A 12811-nucleotide genomic window follows, 5' to 3' on the forward strand; every position below is an offset into this window, starting at 1 on the left:
TGTGTGGGGTTGGCCGATTTCGGGTTCTTGACCCGGACATGCCACGAGAGCACGCTGTGCGCGTCCGCACGGCTACCCCCACACTCCCACCCAGGAGAACGCATGCGGCTCCACCACCGCCGAAGGGCCGCCATCACGGCGGCCCTTCTCGCGCTCGCGCTCGGCGCACCCGCCTACGGCATGAGCGCGACGGCCGCCCCGCCGCCCACCCCGTCGACCGCCACCCAGGACGAGTCGATCGTCCAGTACGAGATCCAGGGCCCGTCCACCGCGACGGAACGCACCGCCCTGCTCCGTACCGGCGTCTCCATCGACGAGGTGGACGCCCGTTCGGTCGTCGTCAGCGCCGACCCGATGCAGGCCAAGAAGCTGCGCGCACTCGGCTACGAGCTGACCGCGCTGCCCGGACCGCCGGACCGCTCCGACGGGCGCGACATCGCCGCCGGGATCAACGACTTCCCGTCGAAGGACGCGCTCTACCACAACTACGCCGAGGCGAGCGCGGAGATCGACCAGCGCATCGCCCAGTACCCCTCGATCATCAGCAAGCGGGTCATCGGGAAGTCCTACCAGGGCCGGGACCTCGTCGCGATCAAGATCAGCGACAACGTCGCGACCGACGAGGCCGAGCCCGAGGTGCTCTTCACCGCGCACCAGCACGCCCGTGAGCACCTGACCGTCGAGATGGCCCTCTACCTGATCAAGGAGTTCGGCTCGAAGTACGGGACGGACTCGCGCGTCACCAACGCGGTCAACGGCCGCGAGATCTGGATCATCCCCGACCTCAACCCCGACGGCGGCGAGTACGACATCGCCTCCGGCTCGTACCGCTCCTGGCGCAAGAACCGGCAGCCCAACGCCGGCTCCTCCTACGTCGGCACGGACGAGAACCGCAACTGGAACTACAAGTTCGGCTGCTGCGGCGGCTCCAGCAGCAGCAAGAGCTCCGAGACCTACCGGGGCCCGGCCGCCGAGTCGGCGCCCGAGGTGAAGGTGGTCTCCGACTTCGTGCGCAGCCGCGTGATCGGCGGCAAGCAGCAGATCACGGCCGCCATCGACTTCCACACGTACAGCGAGCTCGTGCTGTGGCCGTTCGGGTGGACGTACAACGACACGGCGCCCGGCCTGACCGCCGACGACCTGGCCGTGTTCAAGAAGATCGGCACCAGCATGGCGGCCAGCAACGGCTACACGCCGGAGCAGTCGAGCGACCTGTACATCACCGACGGGACGATCGACGACTGGCTGTGGGGCGACCAGAAGATCTTCGGCTACACCTTCGAGATGTACCCGACCGGCTCGGGCGGCGGGGGCTTCTACCCGCCGGACGAGGTCATCGCGAACGAGACGGCGCGCAACAAGGACGCGGTGCTGCAGCTCCTGGAGAACGCGGACTGCATGTACCGGTCGATCGGCAAGCAGGCGCAGTACTGCCCGTAGTCCGTCCGGCGATCCAAGCGGCCGGGCGCCCCACCGCCAGGGGGGCGCCCGGCCTTCCCGTGCCTGCGCGCCGGACGTCTCCCATGTCGAACGGCACGGCCCGTACACACGGCCGACGATCTACAGTGCCGTTCATGGGGGTGCCGATGGAAGGCATGGTGTTGGCGGGCCGGTACGAGCTGGCCGAGCTGATAGGCGCGGGCGGCATGGGCGAGGTGTGGCGCGGCCGCGACCTCTCGCTGGACCGGGACGTGGCCGTGAAGGTCATCGCCCGGCCGGGGGACGACAAACTCGCACTGCGGTTACGGTCGGAGGCGCGCGCGGCCGCCAGGCTGTCCGACCCGCACGTGGTCGCGGTGCACGACGTCGGGGAAGGTCACGTCGGCGGACGGACGATCGTCTTCCTGGTGATGGAGCTCGTCGACGGGCTCCCGCTGGAGGCGGAGCGCGGACCGTCGGCCGTCGAGGACGTGGTGCGGTGGGGCGTGCAGATCTGTGAGGGACTCCAGGCGGCGCACACGGCGGGGATCGTCCACCGGGACATCAAGCCGGCCAACATCATGCTGACCGCCAAGGGCCGGATCAAGATCTGCGACTTCGGGATCGCCCGGGAGAGCGGGGCGCGCGGGCTGACGACGACCGGGGCCGTGATCGGGTCGCCCGCGTACATGGCACCCGAGCAGGCCCGCGGAGAGCACGACGCGCGCACCGACCTCTACGCGCTGGGGTGCGTGCTGTACGAACTGCTCACCGGGGAACCGCCGTTCACGGGATCGGGCTGGGACGTGCTCGCCCAGCACGCGAGCAGGATGCCGGAGCCGGTACGGACGCACCGCCCCGAAGTCACCGGCGAGCTCGACCGGCTGGTGCTGCGGCTGCTCAGCAAGGACCCGGCGGACCGCCCGCCGAGCGCGGCCGCGACCGGGGAGCTGCTGAGCCTGGCCGGCAGCCAGCAGGGCCACCGGCCGACCGAGTTGTGGGAGCCGTCGGGACCGCCCGCGGCACCGCGGGACCTCGCCGCACGCCCGACCGAGACCTCCGCGGTCCGGCCGGCCGCCGTGCGGCCGCCCGCCGTGCAGCCGCCCGTGCCGGCACCCACCGGATGGGTGCCGTCGGGCGAACCCCGGGAGACGTCCGCCGCTCAGGAGCCGGTGAAGCCCGGACCGGTGGCGCTGTCGACGGGCGCCGCCTGGATCTCCTTCCTGGCGCCCGCGGTGGCGGTCGGGGGCCAGCTGTTCGCGTTCCAGGTCCTGTCCGGGACGTGGTCGCTCGTCGTGGGCATCGTGATCGGCATCGTCTTCCGGGCCGACCAGCCGCTCTCGGAGGAACCCGACGAGGACTACGGCACATCCCTGGCAGTCACGCTGCTCGCCCTGCTCGCGGCCCTGATCGCGGCCGTCTTCCTGCTGTGGGCGCCCGGTGTCCCGTGGTGGGTGGGGATCCTGGCCCTCGTGGTGACGGCGCCGGTGCTCTTCGTCGTGGCCATGGTCCTGGCGCAGTTGTTCAACGCCGTGACACGCGCGGAGAGGGCCGTGTTCGTGGCCAACGCGTCGGGCATGGCCGCCGGGCTGACGACGACCCCGCTGCTGCTTGCCCGTACGGACCTCGGGGCCGCGCCCGCGGTGCTCGTCGGCCTGCTGACCTGGGCCGTCGCGGGCGTGGCAGTGGGTCTCCTCCTGCCACCGCGCCGCGACTGAGCCCCGGGCCCGGCGCCCGGGGCCGGGGCGGCTAGTCCCTCTTCGCTTCCTCGGCGTTGCGCCAGATCGTGAGGTCGACGGTCATGTAGCGGCTCGGCTCCTTCGCGGCCGACTTGCCGCGGAAGGTCACCACCGCGATGTGCCCCGCATCGCTCAGGAGGCAGACCTGCGATCCGTTCGTGAGCTGGTTGAAGTCGATCTCCTCGGTGAAGCGGGTCACGCTGCGGCAGGTCTCCAGCGAGCCCTTCTCCGCGTTGTTCAGCAGGACCATCTTCCCGTTGTCCGTACCGAACTTGTCCTCGCTGAGGGCCCCTCGGTAGTAATAGATGTCCCCGTGGCCGTACGTCACCGAGCCGCTCGTCGGCTCGGCCGGGCGCGGCGGGTTGTCGGCCAGCAGCAGCTGGTGGTCCTCGGGCACGTCGATGTCCTGGTACGAGACCGGCTTGGGGTCGACGGGCTTGTCGGCCGCCTTGCCCGGGGAGGCGCTCGTACCGGGCGAAGCGCTCGCGCTCGCACCGCTGCCCCCGCCGCTGCCGCCGCCGGGCGACCCGGCCGCGCCGTTCTTCTTGGAGCCGTCCGGCAGCAGGGAGCCGAGGACCGCGAGCCCGATCACCGCGCCCACGACGGACAGGGTGACGATCAGCCCGGTGCGCTTGGGGCGCTTCGGGGCGGGCGGGTACGTCTGCTGCCCCCACCCGGGCTGCGCGTAGCCGGGCTGGGGCTGGGGCTGGGCGTACGTGGGCTGCGCGTACGCGGGCTGCTGGCGCGGAGGCTGAGCGTACGAAGGCTGCTGCTGCGGGGGCTGCGCGTACCCGGGCTGACCGTACGGCTGCGGCGTCCCGTAGCCGGTCGGCACCGTCCCCTGCCCGGACTGCGCCGAAGGCTGCGGGGAGCGCTCCGTCGGGATCGGGATCGGGATCGGGGCCGGGGTCGGGGCCTGGGTCGGCGCCTGGACCGGAGCCGGAGGCTGAGCCGGAGCCGCCGTCGGCGGCTGCGGGGCGGAGGCCTGGACGGGGGCGGGGGTGTGCGCCGGGGCGGGCAGCAGGTGCACCCGCTCGGTGATGGCACCGACGATGGCCCGCGGCAGCCAGTCCTCCCCCTGGCGCAGCGGAGCGGCCGCGGCCGCGTGGCACAGCGCGATGACCTCGGTCAGGTCCGGGCGCTCGGCCGGGTCGCGGCTGAGGCAGCGGGTGACCAGGGGCCGCAGTTCCTCGGGCAGCCCGCTGAGGTCGGGGTCCTCGTGCACGATCCGGTAGAGCACCGCGTGCGAGGGCCCGTCCCCGTAGACGGAGGAGCCGATCGCCGCGAAGGCGGCCATCTGGCCGAGGGCGAAGACGTCGGTGGCCGGGGTGATCGTGCCGGCCGAGGCCTGCTCGGGCGCCATGAACGCCGGGGTGCCGACGCTGACGCCCGTGCTGGTCAAGGCGGTGGTGTCGGCCGCGCGGGCGATGCCGAAGTCGATGACGCGCGGGCCGTCGGAGGCGAGGAGGACGTTGGCGGGCTTCAGGTCGCGGTGGACGATGCCCGCGCCGTGGATGACCGTCAGGGCCTCGGCGACCCCGACGGCCAGCAGCAGCACGCTGCGCGTCGGCAGCGCGCCGTGGAGGGCCACGGCGTGCGCGAGGGAGGGGCCGGGCACGTAGGCCGTGGCCAGCCAGGGCTGTGCGCCCTCGGTGTCCGAGTCGATGACCGGAGCGGTGTAGAGCCCCTGGACCCGCTCCGCGGACCGCACCTCCTGCTGGAAGCGCCGCCGGAACTCGGGGTCCTCGCCGAACTCGGACCGGATCACCTTGATGGCGATGGGCCGGCCGCCGGGCGTGTACGAGAGGTACACCTTGCCCATGCCGCCGGCGCCGAGCACCGCCGCGAGCCGGTAGCCGCCCACGATCTCAGGGTCGTCCGCCTTGAGCGGTTGGAAGATGCCTGCCGAAGGTGCGCTGCTCATGAGGACCCATCCCTGCTAGCGGCGTTCCGGCCCCCGCCGGCGCCCCGAAGTCATCCGTGAGGGTACCCAACGCCCGGACGCCCACCGGCCCCGGACCGCCCTATCGGCGCGTGGAGTTGCGGCGCCTGTCGCTCGGTCAGCCGTGGAAGGTGACGTACCCGTTGCCGTCGGCGTCGGATCCGCTCTTGGTGTAGGCGTGCGAATCCGAGGCCTTGCCGGACGGGGTGTAGAGGTAGATCGTGTCGCGGTCGTTGTTCCAGATGAAGTTGCAGCTGCCGCGGTAGGCCACGTCGTTGCCGTCCGACTCGGTGCCGTAGCCGCCGCGCAGCTTCACCAGGTCGCCGGGCTGGAGGTAGTGGTTGATGGCGAAGGTGAAGCGGTTGCCGACGGCGTCCTTGACGACGTAACCCTTGAGGTTGATGGTCGCCGAGGAGGAGTAGTTCTTGATCGTCACGTACTCCGCGGCGGTGTTGCCGGTGGAGCAGCTGTTGGAGTCGCGGCCGGGAGCGTCGTACTGGACTCCGCGGATCTTCAGGGCCGAGCTGTACTCGGTGGCCTGGGCCGGGGTGACGGCGAGGACGGCCAGCGTGCCCGTGGCGACGGCCGCGGCTATGACAGAGCGCTTGCGCAAGTGAGTTCCCCACATTGTGTGTATAAAGCGCGCTCAAGATACACAAAATGTTGAGGGTGATCACCGGTCCGTACACACTCTGAGACGCAGGCCGAAAGCCCCCCGCCGGATCCACCCCCGGCCGTCAACTCCCGTGGACCGCAAGGCCCGAGCTCGGGCCCGGCATCAGGCCCGGGATCAGACCCCGGGTCATGCTCAGGCGTCGAGCACCGCGAGGGCGTCGATCTCGATCAGCAGGCCGCCGGGGAGACCCACGTACACGGTGGTGCGGGCGGAGGGGGCCGCCTTCAGGTTCTGCTCCTCGAAGTAGGCGTTGTAGATCGCGTTCATCTCTGCGAAGTGCGTGGTGTCGGTGAGGTAGACGCGCAGCATCATCACGTCGTCCCAGCCGGCGCCGCCCGCTTCCAGGACGGAGCGGACGTTCTCCAGCGTCTGGAGGGTCTGCTCGCGCAGGGTGGGGCCGGCCGGCGTGGGCTCCTGCCCGTCCACGTGCGGCAGGAAGCCGACCTGGCCGGCGACCTGGAGGATGTTGCCCTTGCGGACGCCGTGCGAGAACTTCGCGGGCGGGTCGGTGTGGGTGGCGGGGGTGATCGCGATCTTGTCGGTCATGGCTGCCTGTCTTCCTGTACGGGGCCCGAGCCTGAGTACTCGCGGCCGATGGCGTCGGCGGTCTGCCGTACGAGCGGGAGGAGTTCGAGCAGCCCCGCGACGGAGAGGACCACGCCGGGGGCGGAGACGGACATCGCGGCGACCACGCGGCCGTCGGGTCCGCGGACGGGTGCGGCCAGGCAGTTCAGGGACTCCTCGTGGCCGCCGAGGTCCGTGGCCCACCCCTGCTCGCGCACGAGGTCCAGCTCGCGCAGGTACGCGGCGGCGTCGGGGGTGGAGCGGGAGGTGTAGGCCGGGTACTCGATGCGCGCGGCCAGGGCCCGGCGCTCGGCGTCCGGCAGGTCGGCGATGAGCAGCTTCGCGACGGCGGCGACGGTGAGGGGGACGGGCCGGCCGATGCGCGAGTACATCCGCACGGCATAGCGGCTGTCCACCTTGTCGACGTAGACGACCTCGTCGTCCTGGTGGAGGGCGAGGTGCACGGTGTGGCCGGTGGTCCGGTTCAGTTCCAGCAGGTGGGGGTGCGCGATCTCGCGCACGTCGAGGTTCTCGATGGACTCGGCGGCCAGCGCGAAGAGGGAGGCGCCGAGCCGGTAGCGCCCGTCGGCCTGCCGGTAGGCGAAGCCGTGTTCCTGGAGGGTCCGCAGCAGCCGCAGGGCCGTGCTCTTGTGCACGTCGAGCACCTCGGCGACCTCGCCGAGCCCGGCCGGGCCCTTGGCCAGGGCAGGCAGGATCCGGAGCGCCCGCTCCACCGACTGGCTCACTCAGCGTGCCTCCGTACCCTCCGCACAGAACCGGACCCGGCCCCGTTGACCCGTCGTCATCCGGGATGTTAGACAGCATGCAGCGGCACACGCAACGACTGTTGCACTGTACGCAACAACCGCAATACTCCGGGAGGCCCACACCCATGCCCAGCGACCCCGTCCAGGCCCTCGCCCAGGAGCCGGTGGACCACCGGTTCAAGGGACTTCCCCCGGACGCCGGACAGGCGGGCCTCACCGTCGGGGAGCTGACCGCCCAGCGGCGGAGCCTCTACACCGGCGGGTTCACCACGCCCGTGCTGACCCTCGACGCCGAGGCGCTGAGCCACAACCTCGCCGCCCTCGGCACCTACGCCGAGCGCCACGGCCTGGCCTTCGCCCCGCACGGCAAGACCTGCATGGCCCCGCAGCTGTTCCAGCGCCAGCTGGAGCACGGCGCCTGGGGCATCACCGCCGCCGTGCCCCACCAGGCCCGCGTCTACCGGGCGTTCGGCATCCAGCGGATCTTCCTCGCCAACGAGCTCGTCGACGCCGCCGCCCTGCGCTGGGTGGCCGCCGAGCTCGCCGCGGACCCCGCCTTCCGCTTCGTCTGCTACGTGGACTCCGTGCGCGGGGTCCAGCTCATGGACCGGGCCCTCCAGGGCCGGCCCCAGCAGGTCGACGTGGTCGTGGAGCTCGGCGCCGGGGAGGGCGCCCGCACGGGGGCCCGTACCGACGAGGACTGCCGGGCCGTCGCCGACGCGGTGGCGGGTACGGACACCCTGCGCCTGGTCGGCATCGCCGGGTACGAGGCGGAGGTGCCCGGCGCCGACCCGGACTCCGTGCACGCCTACCTGCGCCGACTCACGTCCCTGGCGGCCGAGTTCGACAAGGCGGGCCGGTTCGACGGGGTCGAGGAGATCGTCGTCAGCGCGGGCGGCTCCGCCTGGTTCGACGCCGTCGCCGACGTGTTCGCCGAGCTGCCGGAGCTCTCGCGGCCGGTCCTGAAGCTGCTGCGCTCCGGCGCGTACGTCTCCCACGACCACGGCTGGTACACCCGCCTGACCCCCTTCAACCGGGTCCCCGAGGAGGGCGGCCTGCGCCCCGCCTTCCGGCTCTGGGCGCAGGTGGTCTCGCGCCCCTCCCCCACCCAGGCGTATCTCAACGCCGGCAAGCGGGACATCGCCTACGACCTGGGGCTGCCCGAGGTGGAGCTGGTCCGCGATCCGCTCACCGGCGCCGAGCGCCCGGCCACCGGGGTCCGCGTCCTCAAGCTCTCCGACCAGCACGCCTGGCTGGAAACGGACTCCGCCGGGGACGTGGAGGTCGGCGACTGGGTGGCGCTGGGGATGTCCCACCCGTGCACGATCTTCGAGAAGTGGCCGCTGATCCCGGTGGTGGAGGCCGACGGCACGGTCACGGAGTACGTCCGGACCTTCTTCTAAGCCCATGGACCTGGTCATCCGCGGGGCCCGCGTCGTCGACGGCACGGGCGGGCCCTCCCACACCGCCGACGTCGGGATCCACGAAGGCCGCATCGCCGAGATCGGCGGCCGGATCGCGGGCGGCGGGCGACACTCGCTCGACGCCCGCGGCCTCGCCCTGGCCCCCGGTTTCATCGACATGCACGCCCACAGCGACCTGGCCCTGCTGCGCGATCCGGACCACAGCGCGAAGGCCGCCCAGGGCGTGACCCTCGAAGTCCTCGGCCAGGACGGCCTGTCGTACGCCCCCGTCGACGAGCGCACGCTGGCCGAGGTGCGGGCCGCCATCGCCGGCTGGAACGGCACGGGCGAGGACATCGACTTCGACTGGCGCACGGTCGGCGGGTACCTGGACCGGCTGGACCGGGCCCACGGCGGGCAGGGCATCGCCGTCAACGCCGCCTACCTCGTCCCCCAGGGCACCGTCCGCGCGCACGTCGTCGGCTGGGGCGACCGTCCCGCGACCCCCTCCGAGCTCGACCGGATGCGGACCCTGGTCGCCGAGGGGCTCGCGCAGGGCGCCGTAGGGATGTCCTCGGGGCTCACCTACACCCCGGGCATGTACGCCTCCGGCTCCGAACTGACCGAGCTGTGCCGGGTGGTGGCGCGCCACGGCGGCTACTACTGCCCGCACCACCGCTCGTACGGCCGCGGCGCCCTGGCCGCCTACGCCGAGATGGTCGAGCTGACCCGCGAGGCCGGCTGCGCACTGCACCTGGCGCACGCCACGATGAACTTCGGGGAGAACCGGGGCCGCGCGGGCGAGCTGCTCGCCCTGCTCGACGGGGCGCTGGCCGGCGGCGCCGACATCACCCTCGACAGCTACCCGTACACCCCCGGCTGCACCACCCTGGTGGCCCTGCTGCCCAGTTGGGCGAACGAGGGCGGACCCGGGGCGGTCCTCGCCCGGCTGCGCGACGACGCGGAGGCCGAGCGGATCCGGTACGCGCTGGAGGTGGAGGGCGCCGACGGCTGCCACGGGGTCCCCGTCGACTGGTCGACGATCGAGATCGCCGGCACCACGGACCCGGCCTACGGGGCGTACGTGGGTACGCGCGTCCCCGACTGGGAGACGGCGCGGGCGCTGCTGCTGGGCGACCGGCTCGGGCCGAGCATCCTCCAGCACGTCGGGCACGAGGAGAACGTACGGGCGATCATGCGTCACCCGGTCCACACGGGCGGCTCGGACGGCATCCTGCAGGGCGCGAAACCGCATCCGCGGGCCTACGGCACCTTCCCGCACTACCTCGGGCACTACGTGCGCGAGTTGGGCGTCCTCTCCCTGGAGGAGTGCGTCGCCCACCTCTCCGGCCGTCCCGCCTCGCGGCTGCGCCTGCCGGACCGCGGGCTGGTGCGCGTCGGGCACCGGGCCGACCTCGTCCTCTTCGATCCGCTGACGGTCGCGGCCGGATCGACGTACGAGCGCCCGCGCGCGCTGCCGGCCGGGATCCCGCACGTCCTGATCGACGGGCAGTTCGTGGTCCGGGACGGGCGCCGGACGGACGTCCTGGCGGGGCGGGCCGTGCGCCGCACGCCATACGGCGGCCTCTGAACATTCATACTTCCCACCTACGATGAGCGGCATGTTCGCTTTTGTCCCTGCCGCTCTCTTCCTCGCCCTCTTCGGCGTGAGCGTCCGGGCCGACCGCCGCCGTTTCCGCAACGCGGTCTACCTGGGCCTCACCTTCATATTCACCTCGGTCGGCCTGCTGACCCTGGTCCCGGATCTGCCCCACGGCCTCGCCGGGATCATCGTCGCGCTGGTCTTCCTGGTCCCCGCGCTCGGCACGATCGCGCTCGGGATCTTCCTGATCGGCAACGGACTGACGGTGATCCGCAAGGAGGGCCGCCGCCCGGCCAACCTGCTCGCCTTCATGGCGGGGGTGGGGATCTTCGCCCTGATCGCGTTCGTCCTGACCGCGGGCACCCGGCGCTCCCAGATGTGGGACGCGGTGACGGGGGGCGTGGTCTTCCTCGCCGGATACGTCTCCTTCCTCTTCCTGTGCTTCCTCGCCTACGCCTACCTCTACGGCCGGATCAAGGTGCGCGGGGACGTCGACTACGTGGTGATGCTCGGCTCCGGCCTCATCGGCGGCGACCGGGTCCCGCCGCTGCTGGCCTCGCGGCTGCGCAAGGGCCGGGAGATCCACGACGCGCAGATCGCCCGGGGCGGACGGGTGCCGCTGCTGCTGACCTCGGGCGGCAAGGGGACGGACGAAAGCCTCGCGGAGGCGCGGGCGATGGCCGACTGGCTGATCGCCGAGGGCGTGCCGCAGGAACACGTACGGCTTGAGGACCGGTCCCGCACGACGGAGGAGAACCTCCGGTTCAGCCGGACGATCATGGAGACGGCCGACCCGGCCTACCGCTGCGTGGTGGTCACCAACAACTTCCACGCCTTCCGGGCCGCGATGATGGCCCGCAAGGCCGGGGTGAACGGCCAGGTGCTGGGCTCGCCGACGGCGAAGTACTTCTGGCCGAGCGCGACGATCCGCGAGTTCGTGGCGGTGTTCTGGGAGCACAAGATCGTGAACCTCGGCATCTGCGGGGCGGTCGTCGCGCTGACCACGGTGCTGGCGATCAACAGCTCCTGAGGGCGGCCCGGGGCGCGGTCCGAGGCACGGCCCGGGGCGCGTTTGCGCCCGAGGTGCGTTCATGGGGGCGCGGCCGGAGGATGGGGGCCAGGGGGACACCGCAGGAGGTAGCCATGGACAGTGAATCGGACCAGCAGCCCAAGCGCCCCGCCCACCTCTACACGGGGTCGGAGCACCCGTTCGACCCTGAGGACCTCGTCATGGCACGCGGCCAGGACCCGACGCCGGAACGGGTCGAGAAGGCACGCAAGCTGATCGAGAAGGAGGGCGCGAGGGCGCTCGAACGCTACCTCCCTTAGGCCTCGCCCAGGCGGGCCCGGAGCGGGGCGGACCGGAACCCCCGGTCCGCCCCGAGGTGCGCCGGGGCGGTGTGATCGACTCTCCGGATGCTCCGGATGATCACACGTACCCACGAGGGCCACAGCGGCACCGCACGTCTGTGGACGGCGAGCGCGCTGTCCTCGGGGTCGACCTGGGTCATGCAGATCAGCCTGTTCATCCAGGTGCTGCAGGACTCTTCACCCGCCGCGCTGGCGGCCGTGGAACTCATCGGGACCGTGCCCGCGCTGGCGTTCATGATGGTGGCCGGCACCCTCGCGGACCGGTTCGACGTGCGGCGCCTGGCCGTCGGCTCGATGGTCGCGCAGGCGCTCTGCGTCCTCGGCATGGCGCTCTTCCTCGACCACGGCATCTGGATCACCGCCGCGTTCTACGGGCTCCAGGGCCTCGGCAACACCCTCTGGCCGCCGGCCCGCCAGCAGTGGCTGTACGGGGTGGTGGCGCCGTCGGCCCGGCCCGCCGCCAACGCCCGGCTGGGCTCCGTCTCGGGAACCATGACCGTCGTCGGCGCCTCCCTCGGGGGCGCGCTGGCCGGCTGGAGTCCCGCCGGAGCGATGGCCGTCGCGTGCGTGCTGCAGGTGCTGGCCGTCGTACCGCTGCTGGCGCAGGCCCGGCGGCCGATGCCGTACGCGGAGCCCGCGGCGGCGGGGGCTCCGGGGGCGTCCGCAGCGCCGGCCCGTGCACCGATGCGCAAGGAGCTGACCGCGGGCCTGCGGGTGCTGCGCGATCTGCCGCTGGCGCGCTCCGTCGTGTGGATCGGCATCGCCTGGGGCTGCATCGGCGGGGCGTACGACATCCTGCTCGCCGCCTACGCCACGGGCCGGCTCGGCGGTGGCGGCGAGGTGCTGGGCGCGCTGTACGTGGCCGACGGGGTCGCCGTCATCCTCGGCACGGTGCTGGCCGCCCGGATCGCGGTCCGCCGGCACCTGGCCGCGTACACCGCCGCCTACGTGCTCCAGGGCCTGGCCTGGGCGGCCTTCTTCCTCGCCGGACATCCGGTCGCGGCCGTGGCGCTGCTGGCCGTCATGCGCCTGGCCGGCGGCGTCATCATCGCCCTGGACACCACGGTCCTGCTGGCCACCGTCCCCGCGGCCGTGCGCGGGCGTGTCTCCAGCCTCCACATGACCACGTACGGCGCGATGGCCCGCGTCTCGCTGGCACTCTTCGGCGTGCTCCTCACCGTCTGCGACATCCGTACCGTCGGAGTCTGCACCGGCGCCGCCTCCGTGGCCCTCGGCGCCCTCTGGTGGCTCCGCCGGGACCGCGAGGCCCAGCGCGCCTACCCGACGGCGGTCACCGGGCCCGAACCGGCGATCGCCGGCGCCTGAC

The 12811-nt window shown here is 72.5% G+C and carries 11 protein-coding genes; 7 read left to right on the plus strand and 4 right to left on the minus strand.

What is annotated here, in order from left to right; genetic code table 11:
• The first annotated feature begins 102 nt into the window (after positions 1-102).
• Positions 103-1440 carry a M14 family metallopeptidase gene (locus OHA37_RS13780; RefSeq protein ID WP_266905056.1) on the plus strand — a complete coding sequence of 446 codons (1338 nt, stop codon included), beginning with the start codon at positions 103-105 and terminating at the stop codon, positions 1438-1440.
• Positions 1441-1574: 134 nt separating this feature from the next.
• Positions 1575-3137, plus strand: a complete 1563-nt coding sequence (locus tag OHA37_RS13785; protein WP_266905058.1) for a serine/threonine-protein kinase — start codon at positions 1575-1577, stop codon at positions 3135-3137.
• Between the two features lie 31 nt (positions 3138-3168).
• On the opposite strand, the gene OHA37_RS13790 is transcribed toward OHA37_RS13785, so the two are convergent.
• The 4 genes from OHA37_RS13790 to OHA37_RS13805 all read right to left on the minus strand — a co-directional run bounded on the left by OHA37_RS13790 (position 3169) and on the right by OHA37_RS13805 (position 7086).
• Entirely contained in the window at positions 3169-5082 is a 1914-nt protein-coding gene (locus OHA37_RS13790) for a serine/threonine-protein kinase (protein ID WP_266905060.1), read from the minus strand.
• Between the two features lie 136 nt (positions 5083-5218).
• Complete coding sequence (locus OHA37_RS13795; protein ID WP_266905062.1) at positions 5219-5713, minus strand: lamin tail domain-containing protein; 495 nt, start codon at positions 5711-5713, stop codon at positions 5219-5221.
• A gap of 195 nt (positions 5714-5908) precedes the next feature.
• Positions 5909-6322 (minus strand): RidA family protein, encoded by a 414-nt coding sequence (locus OHA37_RS13800; RefSeq protein ID WP_266905064.1) that lies wholly within the window; start codon positions 6320-6322, stop codon positions 5909-5911.
• On the minus strand, positions 6319-7086 hold the full coding sequence (locus OHA37_RS13805) for an IclR family transcriptional regulator (protein ID WP_266905066.1): 768 nt from the start codon (positions 7084-7086) through the stop codon (positions 6319-6321). Before OHA37_RS13805 ends, OHA37_RS13800 begins: the two co-directional genes overlap by 4 nt.
• A 146-nt stretch (positions 7087-7232) precedes the next feature.
• Here OHA37_RS13805 and OHA37_RS13810 point away from each other — a divergent pair, with 146 nt between their 5' ends.
• From OHA37_RS13810 to OHA37_RS13830, 5 genes are all read left to right on the plus strand, one after another.
• On the plus strand, positions 7233-8510 hold the full coding sequence (locus OHA37_RS13810) for an amino acid deaminase (RefSeq protein ID WP_266905068.1): 1278 nt from the start codon (positions 7233-7235) through the stop codon (positions 8508-8510).
• A 4-nt stretch (positions 8511-8514) separates the two neighbouring features.
• The gene (locus tag OHA37_RS13815; protein WP_266905070.1) at positions 8515-10101 is read left to right on the plus strand and encodes an N-acyl-D-amino-acid deacylase family protein; all 1587 of its coding nucleotides are present in this window, start codon (positions 8515-8517) and stop codon (positions 10099-10101) included.
• A gap of 31 nt (positions 10102-10132) precedes the next feature.
• Positions 10133-11143, plus strand: a complete 1011-nt coding sequence (locus OHA37_RS13820) for a YdcF family protein (protein WP_266905072.1) — start codon at positions 10133-10135, stop codon at positions 11141-11143.
• Positions 11144-11256: 113 nt separating this feature from the next.
• On the plus strand, positions 11257-11442 hold the full coding sequence (locus OHA37_RS13825; RefSeq protein WP_250742843.1) for a hypothetical protein: 186 nt from the start codon (positions 11257-11259) through the stop codon (positions 11440-11442).
• Between the two features lie 96 nt (positions 11443-11538).
• Complete coding sequence (locus OHA37_RS13830) at positions 11539-12810, plus strand: MFS transporter (RefSeq protein WP_266905078.1); 1272 nt, start codon at positions 11539-11541, stop codon at positions 12808-12810.
• The last annotated feature ends 1 nt before the right edge of the window (position 12811 follow it).

This window comes from Streptomyces sp. NBC_00335 (assembly GCF_036127095.1).
In the GTDB taxonomy this organism is placed as follows: Bacteria; Actinomycetota; Actinomycetes; order Streptomycetales; family Streptomycetaceae; genus Streptomyces.

Coding starts and splice junctions, on each gene's coding strand:
- OHA37_RS13830 (WP_266905078.1), top strand. CDS start 11,539: ATGATCACACGTACCCACGAGGGCCACAGCGGCACCGCACGTCTGTGG.
- OHA37_RS13815 (WP_266905070.1), top strand. CDS start 8,515: ATGGACCTGGTCATCCGCGGGGCCCGCGTCGTCGACGGCACGGGCGGG.
- OHA37_RS13780 (WP_266905056.1), top strand. CDS start 103: ATGCGGCTCCACCACCGCCGAAGGGCCGCCATCACGGCGGCCCTTCTC.
- OHA37_RS13800 (WP_266905064.1), bottom strand. CDS start 6,322: ATGACCGACAAGATCGCGATCACCCCCGCCACCCACACCGACCCGCCC.
- OHA37_RS13810 (WP_266905068.1), top strand. CDS start 7,233: ATGCCCAGCGACCCCGTCCAGGCCCTCGCCCAGGAGCCGGTGGACCAC.
- OHA37_RS13785 (WP_266905058.1), top strand. CDS start 1,575: ATGGGGGTGCCGATGGAAGGCATGGTGTTGGCGGGCCGGTACGAGCTG.
- OHA37_RS13790 (WP_266905060.1), bottom strand. CDS start 5,082: ATGAGCAGCGCACCTTCGGCAGGCATCTTCCAACCGCTCAAGGCGGAC.
- OHA37_RS13820 (WP_266905072.1), top strand. CDS start 10,133: ATGTTCGCTTTTGTCCCTGCCGCTCTCTTCCTCGCCCTCTTCGGCGTG.
- OHA37_RS13825 (WP_250742843.1), top strand. CDS start 11,257: ATGGACAGTGAATCGGACCAGCAGCCCAAGCGCCCCGCCCACCTCTAC.